Origin of the sequence: Methanoculleus sp. (assembly GCF_035363275.1) — an archaeon.
Lineage (GTDB): Archaea > Halobacteriota > Methanomicrobia > Methanomicrobiales > Methanoculleaceae > Methanoculleus.
Map to the genome: position 1 here is coordinate 1 of NZ_DAOSET010000010.1, position 16,287 is coordinate 16,287.

Below are 16,287 nucleotides of genomic sequence, written 5' to 3' on the forward strand. Positions count from 1 at the left end.
TGCCTGGAGATCCGGGCAAGTGTGAGAATCGGAGACTAAAGCCCGAAAACGGCTTCCGAGGGGATATCCCCATTGGGAGTGGGGCTGACGGGGAGTGCGAGTGTAGCGAGCATGAGAAGACCTTTGGTCTTCGAGGGGGCATCCCCCCTCCCCTGTCTCCGCCACTTATGGGAGCATGTGACCCCCACTCGAAGACCTCCGGTCTTCTCAAACTCCTGCCGTTCCGGCAGTCGTTCCCCACCCGGCCTCCGGCCTCCTCAATCGCACCTGGCGGTGCTCAAACTCCTGCCTCGCACCTAGCGGTGCGCAGTCCCCACGGTCCGGTATGGGGCACTTTCCACGAGTCTAACATATCCATCTGTTGTACAAAGCCGTTTTCGGGCTTTCACAGATCATTGCCGGTATGATCGGAGGAAGCCGCTCCTGGCCCATGTCCGGCACCCGTGCAATCCTCTTCCAGCCTTGCACTTTCTCTCCCCACCAAACCCCCTATATTGCCGGAGTTCAAACACTCCCTCTGGAGACAGGAGGGGTTCATGGAGGTGACCGGCGACCGGATCGTCCTGCACGTGGATATGGACAGTTTCTTCGCCTCGGTGGAGGTCCGCCGCGACCCGTCCCTTGGCGGGAAGCCGGTTATCGTGGGCGCCGACCCGAAGGGGGGAGCGGGCCGTGGCGTGGTGAGCACCTGCTCGTATGAAGCCCGCCGCTACGGGGTGCACTCCGGCATGCCGATCTCCCGGGCGTATGCCCTCTGTCCACGCGGTGTCTACCTCCCGGTGGACCGCTCGCTCTACTCCCGGGTCTCGGCGGAGATCATGGCGATCCTCGCCCGGCACGCCGGCCGCACCGAGCAGGTGAGCATCGACGAGGCCTACCTCGACGTCAGCGACGCCGGCAGTTTCGCAGCAGCGGGAGCGCTTGCCGCCGCGGTCAAGCGGGAGATCCTGGAAGAGGCCGGGCTCACCTGCTCGATCGGCGTCGCCCCGTGCAAGGCCGTGGCAAAGATCGCGTCCGACTACCAGAAACCCGACGGGCTGACGGTCGTCGCCCCGGATGAGGTCGCGGCGTTCCTCGCGCCCCTGCCGGTTGGAAAGATCCCCGGCGTCGGGAAGAAGACCGGCGAGGCCCTCCAGCAGATGGGCATCCGGACCATCGGCGACCTCGCACGCCGCGACGTCCAGGACCTTATTGCCCGGTTCGGGAGGTGGGGCGTCCTGCTGCACCGCCTCGCCCGGGGCATCGACGATCGCGAGGTGCAGGATAGAGAGGAGTGCAAATCCATCTCCCGGGAGACGACGTTCGATCAGGACAGCGCCGACCCGTCCCTCCTCTCCGGAACCGTCGCGGGGCTCGCGGACGACGTCGTGGGGACGCTCGCCGCCGAAGGCCTCCGGTGCCGGACCGTCACGGTCAAGGTCAGGTATCGCGGCTTTCAGACGCATACCCGGTCCCGGACACTGGAACGGTTCACCGCGGACCCCGGGGTGATCCGGCGGGTTTCGTCTGCGCTGCTCCTGCCGTTCTTGAACGGCACGGCCGTCCGGCTCCTCGGGGTCAGGCTCTCGACGCTCGAGGGCGGCCGCACCCGGCAGACCTCGATCGACGAGTTCTGCTCCCCCTGATGCATTGGATGGGCGAACCTTCTTTACGTGGAGGACGCACTAGCCGGTATGCCCGATGTCTGGATCCTGCTCCTCGCCGCCGTGCTTCTCCTCCTCTTCGCGGTGCCGTTCGTCCAGCAGCAGATAACCAGGGCCCGCCGCCTCCGGGCGATCCGGGACCTGGAGGCGGAGCGCCGGACCCGGGTCATCGCCCTCATCCACCGGCAGGAGCGGGTCGCATTCCTCGGCATCCCGTTCTACCGCTACATCGACATCAACGACTCCGAAGAGATCCTCCGGGCGATCCGGCTCACGGATCCGGAGATGCCGATCGACTTCATCATCCACACCCCGGGCGGCCTTGTCCTCTCCTCCGAACAGATCGCGATGGCGCTCCGGCGCCATAAGGGGAAGGTGACAATCTTTGTCCCCCACTACGCCATGTCAGGCGGGACGCTCCTCTGCCTCGCCGCCGATGAGGTGGTGATGGACGAGAACGCCGTCATCGGTCCGGTCGACCCCCGGATCGGGGAGTACCCGGCGGCGTCGATCCTGCGGGTCCCACACGTAAAACCGCCGGAAGAGATCGAGGATGAGACCTTCATTCTGGTCGATATCGCATCAAAAGCCCAGAACCAGATGCGGGAGTTCGTGGCCGGCCTGCTCCACGACCGGATGGACGCCGGGCGGGCGGACCACCTCGCACGCCTGCTCGCGGAAGGAACGTGGACCCATGACTACCCGATCACCTTCGAGCAGGCGCGGGACCTCGGGCTTCCCGTCACGGTCGGTATGCCCGATGGGATTTATCGACTGATGGACCTCTTCCCGCAGGCGATGTCCCGCCGCCCGTCGGTCACCTACATCCCGATCCCCTATCGGGAGGAGAAGAAGGGGTAACACCCGGGGCATCCCAGCACTTATCCCGTACCCCGAAAGAGATCTTCTCAAGGATGTCTTCTGACCTGCAGCTCAGTCTTGATGCGTTCGACCGCACCCGACCTCCCCTCTGCGACGGCCTCCCGGACCACAATGGCTTCATCAGTCTCTGCTGCCGGTGCCCCTTCGCGGTCCGGGAGAGGGGTGCTGTCTTCTGCGAGGAGTTCGGCGTCACCATCCGGGCGCGGGCGAAGTACGGGCTCCGGGGCTGGCGTGAGGTCCGCGCTGCCGTCGTCGCTCGCGACGATGGGGTATGCTCGGTCTGCGGATCGGCGGGGGACCTCCACGTCCACCACCTCGACCTCGATCCCACAAACGATGACCTGGAGAACCTGCTCACCCTCTGCGGCTTCTGCCACGCCCGGGTGCATACCGAACTCCGCCGTGAGGGTGGGGCCGGGCGGGTGGCGCGGGTGATCCCGACGGTGCGGGGCCGTGCCGACCGGGACCCCGAGCGACGGCCTCCCGGCCGGACCGATGCCGCCTGACCCCCCTATCAGGGGCTGCTTTCTCCATGCCGGTACCGTCTGCAGCAGCGGAACGGTTATATCGTATGCCCGCTACCGATTGCCTGACCACGGGGGGAATGTCCGGAATGAGCATTACGGGAAAGCTCTTTGGGAGAGGTGGATCCGAAGATCGAGAGGGTCCGGAGACCGATGCTGGAGTGAGCAGAAAAGCGGTCTCTCTTGCCCAGCAGGGGCGATTCAACGAGGCGATCGGTTGTTTTGATCGGGCACTCGAGGAAGATCCGGCCAACGTGAAGATGTGGAACAACAAGGGTGTCTTTCTCGACCTCATCGGCAAAGACCAGGACGCGCTCGCCTGCTGGGAGAAGGCGCTTGCGATCGATCCCGGGTTTGCTCCGGCCTGGGTCTCCCGGGGGATGCTCTACCGGCGCCGCGACCGGCTCGATGAGGCGCTCGCCTGCTATGACCGTGCCGTGGAGCTCAACCCGGACTCCGCCGTCGCCTGGTACAACCGGAGCGGCGTCTTTGTCGCGATGCGCCGGCTTGACGAAGCGGTCGCCTGCTATGAACGGGTGCTCTCGATCGACCCTCATTTCGTCGCGGCATGGACCGATCTCGGCTACGCTCACTTCCTCCAGCACCGGCACGAGGAGGCCATCGCCTGCTACGATCGGGCCATCACGGACGATCCCGGGGGCGTCCGGGTCTGGAGCCTGAAGGGCGGTGCCCTGTACGCCCTCGGCGAGTACCGCAAAGCGCTCGAGTGCTTTGATAAAGTGCTCTCGATCGACCCGAAGTACGCCGCCGGGTGGAGCATGAAGTGCAGCGTCCTCTACCACCTTGGTATGTACCGCCACGCACTCACGTGCGCCGACAAAGCGCTTGAGATCAACCCCTCCTGCGAGCTGACCGCACAGGTCAGAAAGATGCTCCTCTCTCTCATCCAGAAATGGTGATGGGCTCCGTCCCCCTTCTTCCGGGTCCGCACCACCCGGATAACTCCGGAAGGTTGACGCCCGGCGCCGTCCAACCGGAGACTGTCATATCGGGCGGGAACTCTCCCCCCGGGGAGACTCCGACTGCCTATTACCCGGCAATGCCAACAGGTGGATGTAATCCATGCCAGTCGACCAGATCCCCATAGGCACGTTCTCGCGGATCACCCGGCTCTCGCAGAAGGCGCTCCGCCTCTACGACGAGCGGGGGCTCCTCGTCCCCGCGGCAAGAGACATCTGTACGGGATACCGTTATTACACTGTCGCCCAGGCTGAGCGAGGCATTCATATCAGGCACCTGCTCTGGCTCGGGTTTTGCCTGCCGGAGGTTGAGACCATCCTCGCGGCCCGGGAACGCGGCGATGCCGGGACAGTCCGGGATCTCTTTGCGCGGCGTCTTACTGCAACCGAGCGGGAGGCCGGGCGGCTGCATGCGATCGCGGAAATCCTGCGGATGCAGGATCCGTTGAACGGAGGATTCCGTATGTCTGTTACCGAACCTGCTATAAAAGAGATCCCGGCCCTGCGGGTGCTTACCCGCCGTGAGCTGGGTGTTTACCAGGAGACCATCCCCAGACTGATCGGGGAACTCTGCGGCTGTCTCTTCCCTGCTGACGGGCGGCAGCCCGCTGCAAAGGTGACCGGGCCGATCATGTTCATCTGCCACGACGAAGAGTATCGAGAGACGGACGCCGATATCGAGATGGCAATCCCTATCGTAGGGCCCATCAACCTCGACGGGTCCCGGATCGAGGTCCAAAACCTTCCGGGCGGCCGATTTGTCTCGGTACTCTACACGGGCCCCTATTCGGGGGTGGGGAAGGCCTACGAGCGGCTCTTCGCCTACATGGGCGAGCACGGTCTTGCACCGGCCGGCCCCTCGCGGGAACTCTATCTCAACGACCCCGCAGAGGTGCCGGAGGAGGAACTCCTGACCGAGGTCCTGTTCCCGGTGATCGCTCTCCCGGCGTCCCCCTGAACCGGGGACGGTCACCCTCCCGCTGCATCGACGTTAAAGACGTGGCAGCCCCATCCGGGGATGTCGAGGTAGAGCCCCGGGACGAGGAGGCTTTCCCCGTCCCGGTCGTACTGCGCCAGCCCCAGGAGGTCGACGAGCCGGACCGTCTTCCCGGCGAGGTCGGCCCACGGGAGCGGGACATAACACTGGCCCCGGTCCGGGGCGTAGTTGACGGCGACGACGAAGCGCTCCCCTCTCCTCTCCCGGGCGAAGGCGATGTAGCCGTCGTGGGACGGGTTCCCCTCCCATGCCGGGTTGCAGTCGAGGAGCCGCCATTCCCCGTCCCGGAATGCCGGCAGGCGGAGGCAGGTCAGGAGATTCCGGTAGAACTCTTCGATAGCCCGATCGGTCGGCTCCTCCGGCTCCCGGCAAAGATGCACGGGGACCAACTTCCGCCGTCCGGTAAACTGCCCCTGGTGGAAGAACCGGAGTCCGGGGCAGAGATAGGCGAGGACGGCGGCGGCCCGATGACGATCGGGAGGAAAGACCGCTGCCGCCCGGTCCTCGTCGTGGTTCTCGAGGAACCGGACGGACTTATCCTGGTATTCGAGGTCAGCCCGGAGGTGCTCCCGCACCGGCCGTGCCACTCCGTTCCGGAGCCGGTCATAGAGCCGTTTGTCGTAGGTGTAGTCGAACCCCTGCTGCTGGAGCGTCCACTCTAGGTCCCAGTAGACCTCCGCCATGAAGACGAAGTCCGGGTGGTCTCCATGCACCGCCTCGATTGCTTTCGGCCAGAAAGGTGCTATACTCCTCCCCCAGGTCTCCCGGAAGACCTCCGGGAGGAGAAGCATCGCCATATCGCATCGGACACCGTCGCACCACTCCGCGATCCTCTGGATCTCGGCGGTCATCGCCTCCTCGAGGGTCGGATTGGCGTAGTCGAGTTGCAGGGTGTCGGGCCAGCTGGAGTTGTAGGGATCCCTGCCGTGGGCGAGGACGGCCGATCCACTGTGGAGGTCCACCCGGGTGAAGTCCTGCGGTCGGCCCGCGAGGTCCTCCTCCGTGCCGCGGATATAGTAGTCCGGGTGGTCCCGCACCCAGAGGTGGTCGAGGGCGGTGTGGTTCGGGACGAAGTCGAGCATGAGGAGGAGCCCCTCTCCGTGCACGCGGTCGCGGAACCTGACGAGCGCCCCCGCATCTCCGAGGTCCGGGTGGAGCCGGTAGTCGGCGATGGCGAACCCGGAGCCGCAGATGTCCTCCTCTCTGAGGTCAGGGAGAAGGCTCCGGTAACCGCTGAGCCACTCCTCGTTCGAGCCCGAGACCCGGCGGCCGGCCTCCCCGGTCTCCCAGACCCCCATAAGGTAGACCCAGTCGAACCCGCAGGCCGCGAGTCCCGTGAGCCAGGAGTCGGGGATATCGTCGAGGGTGGCACGGGGACGCCCGGTCTCGCGGGCGAGACGTCGGAGGTGGATGCGGGCGTTGATCTCGTAGAGGGAGGGGTGGCGGGGGGCGTTCATCGTGGTTCCCCTGGATTCCCGGGATGATAGAGGTATCCCTGGACTCGAACTCTATTTCTCCAGGCGAGTCGTTACTCGAAAACGCTTCGCGTTTTCTCGAACTCCTTCCCCTTCGGGGAAGTCGTTCCCCTCACCAGATGGGAGAATGAAGGTCGTCGTCCCGCTGGAGCCCACGGAATGACCGGTGCCCCTGAACTGCATCGATGACCCGGCCGTTCGTCGCCCGCATCATGGCTTCGAGAGGCAGATGTATCCGGGCATCCAGGCAGTTGTAGAGAAAGTCCCGCAACACTTTCTCCGCCTGCAGTTCGGGGATGAGGCGGCGGTTGAGGAGGCCGGTATAGGTCTCACCGAGCGGCGCGCCGGTGGTGAGGTGGCGATCGACGGCGTGAGCAGCGAGTTCTGCGGTCCGGTGGGCGTAAAAGATCCCTTCGCCGAGGATGGGGCTTGCAAACCCGCCTGCATCGCCGACGAGAACCGTCCTCTCGTGAACCGGGGAGGGGATGTAATTGCCGAACGGCAGCGGGTATGCCGCTGGTTTCCTGTCGACGAACGCCGCAAGGCCGATGGTATTCAGGAACTCCCTGAAGCGCTCGGGGAGGTCTTTCCGGTTCTTCTGCAGCAGCCCCCCAAGCCCGACGATGATCGCCTCCCTGTTCGGGAAGACCCACCCATAGCCCCACCGGCAGGCGTCAAGGACAAGGAGTGGTGTCGCGAGTTCGGCTTCCAGTCGGATCGCGCCGTCACCGCTCATGAGTGCCTGCGCCTCCTTGCGAGGGATTGCAAGTTCCATGGCCCATCCGAGGTTCTCGCGCCACCGGTCATGCTCGACGACGCTCTCCGGGAGGGAACGGCGGACTCCGCTGTGAATCCCGTCAGCCCCGACGAGGACCCGGGCGGCATACCGGTCCCCGTCCGATGTCGTGACGGTGCGGCGGGCGTGGTCGATTGCGGTCACCTCCACGCCCTCGTGGATCTCTGCCCCGGCCTCAGCTGCCTTCCGGGCAAGGCAGGCATCGTAACGCTTTCGGTGGGTGAAATAGAACGGCTCCGCAAGGTCCCTGGCGAGGACGCGACTGCTTCCGATATAAAGTGCATAGTCGGTACCGGCAGAGTCGAGCAGCCCCTCCTCCCTGAGGGCGGGGATGGGCAGGTCAAAGACGCGGTCGAGAAACCGGATGGACTTCTGGCTGAGACAGCCCCCGCAGACTTTACCCCGGGGGTAAGTCTCCTTCTCGATGAGTGCCACCCGGTATCCGAATCCCGCGAGCAGGCAGGCGGCGGTGCTCCCGGCGGGCCCCCCACCGACAACGACGGCGTCATAAGCCGGTGAATCATCCGTGTTCATATCAGGATGATGATATGAATCCGGGATTTCCCTTATTCTTTTCCCCGGGCTGATCCGGTTCGACCGGATCGGTCCCGTGGGGGTGCTGCCATTCTATCGTCCAGCAATCTGTACCAGACGCTCATATCCTCAAGAGAGCCGCATATGTTGACGCAGCCGGGAACCGTCCCCGCGTGGGTGTAGCCTGCCCGGGCAAAGGTGATGTTTGCCGGGTATGAACGGGCCCGGACGATGGCGAATGCGGTCTTAATCCCGATTGAACGCATCTTCGTCTCCATCTGCTGCAGGAGACGGCCCGAAAATCCATGGCCCCGGTACTCCGGTAACGTCGCAAACCCGGTCATTTCCGCAAATTGCCCCTCCGGATCGGCGGCCGCAGAGGCGATCGCGGCGATCTTTTCGCCGTCGCGGATGCAGAAGAACCTGTGGTGCTTCTGCATCTCCCGCATGAGGTAGGCCGGGTCATGGACGGGGATCGGATAGGTCAGGAACACCTTCCGGTAGATAGCCGCGAGTGCCGGGGCGTCCGCCGGCGTGGCGGGGGTGCAGGTGAAGCCGGGGTCGAGTGCCGGGCTCGCGGCATTCTTCCGGCGCTTCTCCTCTGCAACCCCGAGGACGTCGTCGATCCCGTCCAACCAGTCGCTCTGGAGGGGGTCGCGGTAGGCTGCCATGTAGTAGCCGTCCTCCTCTCCCCGGTAGAGCCCGGGAATCCGCGCCCGTGGCAGGTAGCCGGACGATACGAAGTGGCCGCATGCCGCGGCGGGGACCCGTGCGAATAACCGCGAGTAGCCCCGGCCCCTTGCGAGCGCGAAGAGCCGGCCGGTGATCCCGGGAAGATCCACCAGCTCCAGGTGGAAGAGGTAGGCCCGGTCGTTGAACGGGCCGTGGTGGACCTGGCTCTCTCCGAGCATCGTGATGGTGTCGGCGTAGACACCCCGGTCTGGGCGAGATCCAGTCCGGCCCTGGCGTTGAAGAGGAACGTTCTTTGCCGGATGCCGCGTTGAGGCGGTCCCGGCGCCGGTGCGTGATCGATAGTTCTTCTGGTTGTTCTGATCTTGTAGTGAACCAAACATTGTTCTTGGGTGTAACTATAGTTTTCACAATATATAATGGGCTTCTCTATTTATCGTTGCGACTTGAACTATAGGTGCCTCCGTACACTTTCACCCCGCGCGCGGCATCGGTTCTTCTTCTCGGCGAGCCGATACCCTGGTTATGTCCGTTGCTGAGCAGAAACTCACCTACCTTACCGCCGCCGGCAGATTCGACCTCTGCTGCCCTGGAGAATGCATCCGGCCCCTCTCGGCTGCGCATTATGTCACCTACAACCGCCGGGCGGGCGGGTGCGGGCGGATGCTCAAGATGCTTCTCAACGGCACCTGCGCCTACGACTGCGGTTACTGCCCCGTCCGCCTCCAGCGGGAGCAGGTGAGTTTCTCCCCGGGAGAGTTCGCCGACACCTTCCTCCGCCTATGGCGAGACGGACTCGTCGAAGGGCTTTTTTTAAGCTCCGGCATCCCCCGGGACGTCGATCTCGTGATGCACGATCTCGTGGAGACGGGGGAGATCCTGCGGCGACGGGGCTACGACGGCTACCTCCATCTGAAGGTCCTCCCCGGGGCCACCCGGGCGGATATCCACGACGCCGCCCGGGTGGCGGACCGGATCAGCATCAACCTGGAGACGACATCCCCCGACCGCCTCGGGGGTATCGCCGGGGTGAAGGACTACCGTCAGGATATCCTGAAGCGACAGGCCTGGGTGGCGGAGGAGAAGCCCGGCCGTCACACGACCCAGCTCGTCATCGGGGCGGCGGACGAGACCGATGCGGAGGTCCTCGCCTGCCTCGCCGACCAGTACCGGCGGGTCCGGCCCTCCCGGGTCTATTTTTCAGCGTTCCGTGCCATGCAGGGGACTCCCCTGGCCTCGCACCCCGATACCCCGGCATGGCGGGCACGGCGGTGGTATCAGGCCGACTACCTTCTCCGCGACTACGGCGTTGCGGCCGACGATCTCCGGGTGGTCCTCGACGAAGACGGCCTCTTCCCGAACCGCGACCCGAAAGAGGTCCTTGCAGCCTCCCAGGGTCCGGTGAACGTCAACCTCGCCTCACGCCGGGCCCTCCTCCGGGTCCCCGGGATAGGGCCGAAGGGGGCCGACAGGATCCTCTCCTGCCGGAAGGAACGGCCGTTCTCCGGCCCGCCCGACCTTGTGCGTGCTGGTATTCGGGGGCATGCCGCCGGGCGCCACCTCACGTTCGGCGAGCGGGGCACGGTGCAGACACAGCTTCTTCTCTCGTCTGCGGATTCTCCCGGACGTGGTGAAGGTTACCGGACCTTCCCGAACTCCGTGCCCACATCGGCGGCGGATCGGTAGGTCCGGTCGCTGAACTGTTCGAGCGCCGCTATCACGCTCTCCGAGGCACCGTTCTTCCGGGCATGGGTGATCAGGTCCTGTCTGCCTACCGGGTAGTCTATACCCTTGAGGTAGACCTGCAGGTCGGCGGCCGAGAGGTGCGCGAGAGATGGAGCCCTTCTCGGGGCAACGGTGGGCTCTTCGCGGACCCCTCCGACGCCGGTCTCTGCGCGTGCCGGTTGCCCGCCGCGGACCTCGCTGCCGAACTCCGCACTCACGTCGGCGGCGGACCGGTAGGTCCGGTCGCTAAAACGCGTGAGCGTTGTGATCACGTGCTCCGGGGCGTTGTGCTCCCGCGCGTGGGCGATCAGGTCCTGTCTGCCTGCGGGGTAGTCCATGCCCTTGAGGTAAGTCTGCAGGCCGGCGGCCGAGAGATGTCCGGGGGACGGCCCACCGGCCCTAACAGGCCGTTCAGCTGCAGTTTCCTCTTCCTCGCCCCTCACGATGGATTCATACATCGGAGCGTGGGCCTCCGTCACCGGCCGCATCTCCTCCACGACTGCGGGCTTCTCCCGGATCTCCGTCCGTTCCGCCGTAACGGTTCCGCTCCCCGGAACCACCGTCGTCGGCCGCGTCACCTCGGTCCTCCCCTCCACCTCATCGGCTGTTATCGGCATCCCCTCGCGGCCGACCTTCTCCCGGACCTCTACCCGTTCCGTCGTGACGACCTCGCGGGGAGGGGGCTCCGTCCGGGTCACGGCCCGCGCTTCTTCCTGGCTTGGGGGGCCCATGGGCCGCCTCGACTCGATCAGGGCCCAGTTCGCTTCCTTCGGCCACTCGCTCTCCGAGAACCCGGGCTCGTTCTCAATCCTATGCTTGCTGATGTTCACCACGAAGACGTCGTCCCCCGGCCGGTAGACCATGGCCTCAATAGGGACCGCGAAGTGCTTCGCCCCGAGACCGAACATGCCCCCGGTTCTAAGCACCGCGTACGTCACTTTTCCTGTGGGGAGACCGACCCGCAGGCTCGAGATCTCCCCGAGGTCGTAGCCCTCCGGGTTCTTCACCCGCTTTCCCACAACATCCTCGGACGAGAAAAATTCCTGCCCTTCCGTCCTCCGTATCTGCTGCTCAAGAATCGTTTCCGCCATTGCAATCACCATCCTCCGGTATACCTCCGAAGGCGATCTTCACCTTCGCGCAGAGCGGGCGATGCGTGCTGCGACTATTTAAGTTCTACCCGGCCCCGGTACCGGGGCGTCTGCGGAGGGTTTTCCGCCGCAAAACGAGCCCCGGGAGGTGGGCGGTGCGGGTGTTCCCCGGCTGCCGCCCGGAATAAGGAGTTCCTTTCATTATTTGATATTGCCGAACTCCGTGCTTACATCGGTTGCGGACCGGTAGGTCCGATCGCTGAAGAGTTCGAGTGCCGTGATCACGTTCTCAGGGGCGTTATGCCCCCGCGCGTGGGCAATCAGGTCCTGTTTGCCTGCCGGGTAATCCATACCCTTGAGGTAGACCTGCAGGTCGGCAGCGGAGAGGCGTGCAACGGACGGCGCCGCTCTCCGGGTGACGGTGGACTCCCCGTGCATCTCTTCCGTGACGGTCTCCCCGCGTCGTGTCTCCATCCCCGTCGGCTGCTCCCCTCTGGTCTCTCTGCCGAACTCCACACTCACATCGGCAGCGGACCGGTAAGTCCGGTCGCTGAACTGCTCAAGTGTTGCGACGGCCTCCTCCGGAGCGTTATGCCCCCGCGCGTGGGCAATCAGGTCCTGTCTGCTCGCCGGGTAGTCCATGCCCTTGAGGTAAGACTGCAGGTCGGCGGCCGAGAGGCGTGCGAGAGATGGAGCCTTTCTCGGGGCAGCGGTGGGCTCTTTGGGGACCTCTCCGACGCCGGTCTCTGCGCGTGCCGGTTGCCCGCCGCGGACCTCGCTGCCGAACTCCGCACTCACGTCGGCGGCGGACCGGTAGGTCTGCTCGCTGTACTGCTCGAGTACCGTGATTGCGTCCTCCGGGGCATCACTCTTCCGGGCATGGGCGATCAGGTCCTGCTTGCTTGCCGGGTAGTCCACGCCCCTGAGGTAGGTCTGCAGGCTGGCGGCCGTGAGAGGCCCATGGAATGGGGCTGCCCTGGCCGGTTCCGTGCGGATCTCCTCGGAGGTGGTCTCCATCCCGACCGGCCGCCTGCCGCGAGTCTCGCTCCCGAACTCCACGCTCACGTCGGCGGCGGACTGATAGGTCCGCTCGCTGAACCCGTCAAGCGTCGTTGTCACGCTCTCCGGGGCGTTGTTCTTCCGCGCGTGGGCGATCAGGTCCTGTTTGTTCGCCGGGTAGTCCATGCCCTTGAGATAGACCTGCAGGTCGGCAGCGGAGAGGCGTGCAACGGACGGCGCCCTCCTCCGGGTCTCCGGCACCTCCTCGTGGACCTCTTCCACGACAGTCTCCGGGTGTCGGGTCTCCATCTCTGCCGGGCGCTCCCTCCGGACTTCCTCCACGACAGTCTCACCGGTCCGGGCGGGGAACGGGGTCGCCCTCTCCTCGGGGGTATGCGCCCTCTGCTCCCCACCCCAACCCTTTGCGACTGTCTGGACAGCCGGCTGCGGGATATCTCTCTCATCTCTCTGGAGCGTGGATTTCGCTGGTGTCGCTGCCGTTGCCCCTGTCGCCGCTGCTGCCGTGCCCGCCTCCCGGGCCGGCGGGACCTCCCGCTCCTCCTTTTGGAGCGTGGATCTTGCTGCTGCCGTTGCCACTGCTCCTGTCGCCGCCCCCATCGTGCCCGTCTCCCGCATCGGCGGGACCCCTCTCTCCGCAACCGGGGGCGAGGGCTCCATTGTCCCACGCACCGGGGGAGGCGTCCTGATCAGACTCCAGTCCCCCTCGTGAGGCATCCTGCCCCGGGAAAACCCGGGCTCACGGTCCAGTGTCCGCTTATCCGCATCCACGACTGCGACTCCCTCCGCCGGGCGGGTGCGAACCGCTTCCCAGGGGATGGCGAAGTGCTTCTCGCCAAACCCGAGAATCCCGCCGTGGGAGAGCACGGCGTACGCGATACAGCCTGTATCGCGGTCAATAGCGATATCGCTGATATCGCCAAGGTTCTCTCCTTCCGGGTTCCGTACTTTCACATCCCTGATGTCGCGTGCGCGCATCAGTTCTATCGTCTCTTCCGGTCTCGGCCGGGTCTCCAGCACCGACCCTGTCTGTTGTTCAGCCATCGTATTTCCCTCCAGTTCGTTTACCTGCGAAGGGTATCCCTTCAAGGCAGGGTGGGTAGAGGATCGAGGATACTTAAGGGTTTCCTGCTCGGGGAAACCGGACGAGATCCGGGATCGTGAAGGAATGGGGGGGGCTACCTGCCTGGAATTTGTCTCGCGGGGTTGAAGGCCGGAGCGGGAAGACCCCGGCCTTGAGGCCGGGGATGACACGGCACAACCCAGAAGGTTGTGCGTGTCAGGCAAATTTTCAATTTGCCGTGAAGCGGCGTCCGTTCGTCAATAGGATTATAGAAACCTATTTATTACTGTAAGTGTGATCCCCATTTGTATGCTTCGAGCCTACAAGTATCGGATGTATCCGACTCAACCGCAGATTCCGCTGCTCATGAGTCACATCCACGCTTGTCGGTTTGTGTACAACCATTCGTTAGAACAAAAGATCCGGGCATATGAGCAGAACGGAAAACGATTGTCGTGTTTCGATCTGAATAACCAGCTCCCTGCGCTGAAAGTGGAACACCCGTGGTTAGCCGACATCAACTCACAGTCGCTCCAGTATGCGAACCGGAACCTTGACAACGCCTTCACCCGGTTTTTCCGTGAGAAGAAGGGATTTCCGAAGTTCAGGTCGAAGAAGAATCCGGTACAGTCGTTTCAGGTACCGCAACATTACCGTGTCGAGTTCGAGTCTAACCGGGTCAAACTTCCCAAGATCGGTGACGTCAAAACGATCCTGCACCGAAAATTCACCGGGAAGGTGAAGTACGCGACGATTTAGGTGACGTCTACCGGGAAATGGTTCATCAGTATTCTCGTTGACGATGAACAACCCGATCCAAACCCGGTACCATTCACATCTGAGACGACGATCGGGATCGATGTTGGTCTGAAGGACTTCGCAACCTTCTCGACCGGTCGAGAAGGTTGCGAATCCCCGGTACTTGAAGAACTCGTTACAACGCCTGAACGTGTTACAGCGGCGTGTATCGCGAAAAGTGAAAGGATCGAAGAATCGACAGAAAGCAATTCAAAAATTAGCCCGATGTTATGAGACGGTTGCAAACCAGCGGAACGATCTCCTGCACAAACTTTCCTATCAAATTGTGAGCGAGAACCAAGCCATCGCAGTAGAATCGTTGAATGTCGCTGGTATGCAGAAAAACCACACATTAGCCCGGAGTATCAACGACGTATCGTGGAGTGCGTTCTTCACGATGCTAGAATACAAGTGTCGGAAGTATGGAAAGACACTCCTTACGATTGGAAGGTTCGATCCGTCATCGAAAATCTGTAGCTGCTGCGGGTACCGGAACCGCGATCTGAAACTCTCCGATCGCGAATGGATATGTTCCGATTGTGGTACCGTCCATGATCGAGATATCAACGCAGCGATCAATATCAAGAAGTTTGCTGTACAAGAGCAGAACCTTGTCGGCGTATTAACAGGTGCGAAACGCGCCGTCGAGCCTGTGGATTTGCCTCAATAGAGGAAGGATGAAGCAGGAAGCCTCGAACTTTAGGGCGGGGTAGTTCACGCCCCGGTTCGTGGATACCGGAGGAGGAGTTCGGTCGCCGCCCTGATATCCTGCCCCTGCTTCTTCGCCTCGGTGAGGTAAGCATCGTAGACCTCGTCGGTTACCAGCCGTACCTGCGGGCGGAACATATCAGCATGCATCATCAGGTCAAAAGACCGGGCTTCGCTCTCGGTGAGACCGAGCGCCCGGTACTCCCCGGTGTGCGGCATAAATGCCGGGTTTTTGTCTCGGGGCGTCCTGACCGCGAGGTCGGCGAGGGGCGTCCCGGGAATGGGCTCGGCGCTGCTCACGAAGACGTCGTCGAGAGAGAGCGCGGCAATGAGGTCCTTTGTTGCCTCGTAGTCCCGTTTCGTCTCCCCCGGGTAGCCGACGATGAAACTTCCCGCAACCCGGAGGTTGTGCTCCCGGCATCGCTCCACCGCTTCCTCGACCTGCCGGACGGCCACACCCTTGCCCATCAGCCGGAGCACCCGGTCGCTCCCCGACTCGATCCCGAAGAAGACCCACCCGATGGTATACTGCCGGATAGCGTCCAGGACCTCATCGGTGATACAGTCCACGCGGATGTCCGGAGAGGAGACGTTGTGCGGCCCCATCACCTCGGCCATCCCGCGGAGGAGGTTGATGAAGGCTTCCGGGTTCATCTCGCCGTCGCGAGAGCCGTAGAGCGACCCGGTCCCCCCGGAAACCGAGAGCCGCGTGGCCCCGGATGCTTTAAACACCTTCACCTCATCGATGATGCTCGCGAGGTTCCGGCTCCTGACTTTCCTCCCGAAGAACCGGGGCACCTGGCAGAACGTGCATCCCCCGATGCACCCCCGGTGGGTCTCGATATAGGCACTCGCGCCCCGGATGCTCTGGCTCCCGATATCGTCCGGGATCAGCGGGAGCGGCCGGTCGATCGGTGCCGGCGGGGCGGGGGGCGTCACGACCACCCGTTCGTTATCACGGTAGGCAATCCCGGGAAGGGTAGCCGAGACCCCTTCCTCGACGAGGCGGACCACCGTTTCCTCGCCCTCGCCGACGACCACCGCATCGGGAGCGAGTTCCCCGAGCACCATCTCCGGCGCTGCTGAGACCGGCCCCCCGATGTAGACCGTCCCGCCCTGCTTGCGATGGGTCCGGATAAGGCCCCTGATCGCAGGATCGAGGAGGTGCTGGGTGGAAAAGAGGCTCGCGAGCAGGAGCGAGCCGGCCGGGGCCCCGCCCGTCCGCGTGAGGGTCACCCGGTGGCCTGCGTCGCGGAGGACGCCGCCGATCAGCATGGCGCCGTAGGTGTAGATGCCGGGAGAGAGGATCGTGATATCCATGATACAGTATCGGCACAACAGTATACAAATGGTGGGGCCCCGCC

14 protein-coding genes are annotated in these 16,287 nt (G+C 63.8%); 8 read left to right on the forward strand and 6 right to left on the reverse strand.

Going from position 1 to position 16,287, the window contains the following annotated elements; all coding sequences use genetic code 11:
* The first annotated feature begins 536 nt into the window (after positions 1-536).
* The 5 genes from dinB (at position 537) to PLN84_RS03285 (ending at position 4,987) form a co-directional block, all read left to right on the forward strand.
* Positions 537-1,625 (forward strand): DNA polymerase IV, encoded by a 1,089-nt coding sequence (gene dinB, locus PLN84_RS03265; RefSeq protein ID WP_292383010.1) that lies wholly within the window; start codon positions 537-539, stop codon positions 1,623-1,625.
* Between the two features lie 27 nt (positions 1,626-1,652).
* A complete protein-coding gene (locus PLN84_RS03270; protein WP_292383008.1) occupies positions 1,653-2,504 on the forward strand; it encodes an ATP-dependent Clp protease proteolytic subunit in 852 nt (283 codons plus the stop codon).
* 53 nt (positions 2,505-2,557) lie between these two features.
* Positions 2,558-3,031 (forward strand): HNH endonuclease signature motif containing protein, encoded by a 474-nt coding sequence (locus PLN84_RS03275; protein WP_292383006.1) that lies wholly within the window; start codon positions 2,558-2,560, stop codon positions 3,029-3,031.
* Positions 3,032-3,210: 179 nt separating this feature from the next.
* A complete protein-coding gene (locus tag PLN84_RS03280; protein WP_292383004.1) occupies positions 3,211-3,969 on the forward strand; it encodes a tetratricopeptide repeat protein in 759 nt (252 codons plus the stop codon).
* A gap of 163 nt (positions 3,970-4,132) precedes the next feature.
* Positions 4,133-4,987 (forward strand): MerR family transcriptional regulator, encoded by an 855-nt coding sequence (locus PLN84_RS03285; protein WP_292383002.1) that lies wholly within the window; start codon positions 4,133-4,135, stop codon positions 4,985-4,987.
* 11 nt (positions 4,988-4,998) lie between these two features.
* Here the strand turns inward: PLN84_RS03285 and PLN84_RS03290 are convergent, their stop codons facing one another.
* The 3 genes from PLN84_RS03290 to ablB form a co-directional block, all read right to left on the reverse strand.
* Positions 4,999-6,483 carry an alpha-amylase family glycosyl hydrolase gene (locus tag PLN84_RS03290; RefSeq protein ID WP_292383001.1) on the reverse strand — a complete coding sequence of 495 codons (1,485 nt, stop codon included), beginning with the start codon at positions 6,481-6,483 and terminating at the stop codon, positions 4,999-5,001.
* Positions 6,484-6,613: 130 nt separating this feature from the next.
* Positions 6,614-7,831, reverse strand: coding sequence for an NAD(P)/FAD-dependent oxidoreductase (locus PLN84_RS03295; protein ID WP_292383000.1), 1,218 nt, complete (start codon positions 7,829-7,831; stop codon positions 6,614-6,616).
* Positions 7,832-7,863: 32 nt separating this feature from the next.
* Positions 7,864-8,904, reverse strand: a complete 1,041-nt coding sequence (ablB, locus tag PLN84_RS03300) for a putative beta-lysine N-acetyltransferase (protein WP_292558997.1) — start codon at positions 8,902-8,904, stop codon at positions 7,864-7,866.
* Positions 8,905-9,046: 142 nt separating this feature from the next.
* On the opposite strand from ablB, the gene PLN84_RS03305 reads away from it, so the two are divergent.
* Positions 9,047-10,207, forward strand: a complete 1,161-nt coding sequence (locus tag PLN84_RS03305; protein WP_292382996.1) for a radical SAM protein — start codon at positions 9,047-9,049, stop codon at positions 10,205-10,207.
* Here the strand turns inward: PLN84_RS03305 and PLN84_RS03310 are convergent.
* The gene (locus tag PLN84_RS03310) at positions 10,159-11,337 is read right to left on the reverse strand and encodes a DUF2795 domain-containing protein (protein WP_292382994.1); all 1,179 of its coding nucleotides are present in this window, start codon (positions 11,335-11,337) and stop codon (positions 10,159-10,161) included. The genes PLN84_RS03305 and PLN84_RS03310 overlap by 49 nt on opposite strands.
* 201 nt (positions 11,338-11,538) lie before the next feature.
* Positions 11,539-13,398: a DUF2795 domain-containing protein gene (locus PLN84_RS03315; protein WP_292382993.1), complete on the reverse strand. Its 1,860-nt coding sequence runs from the start codon at positions 13,396-13,398 to the stop codon at positions 11,539-11,541.
* A gap of 385 nt (positions 13,399-13,783) precedes the next feature.
* Here PLN84_RS03315 and PLN84_RS03320 point away from each other — a divergent pair, with 385 nt between their 5' ends.
* Both PLN84_RS03320 and PLN84_RS03325 read left to right on the forward strand, forming a co-directional pair.
* Complete coding sequence (locus PLN84_RS03320) at positions 13,784-14,176, forward strand: transposase (protein ID WP_292383724.1); 393 nt, start codon at positions 13,784-13,786, stop codon at positions 14,174-14,176.
* A gap of 190 nt (positions 14,177-14,366) precedes the next feature.
* Positions 14,367-14,885: an RNA-guided endonuclease TnpB family protein gene (locus PLN84_RS03325; protein ID WP_292383722.1), complete on the forward strand. Its 519-nt coding sequence runs from the start codon at positions 14,367-14,369 to the stop codon at positions 14,883-14,885.
* A 44-nt stretch (positions 14,886-14,929) separates the two neighbouring features.
* On the opposite strand, the gene PLN84_RS03330 is transcribed toward PLN84_RS03325, so the two are convergent.
* Positions 14,930-16,243 carry a methyl-coenzyme M reductase glutamine C-methyltransferase gene (locus PLN84_RS03330; RefSeq protein WP_292382991.1) on the reverse strand — a complete coding sequence of 438 codons (1,314 nt, stop codon included), beginning with the start codon at positions 16,241-16,243 and terminating at the stop codon, positions 14,930-14,932.
* Between the last annotated feature and the right edge of the window lie 44 nt (positions 16,244-16,287).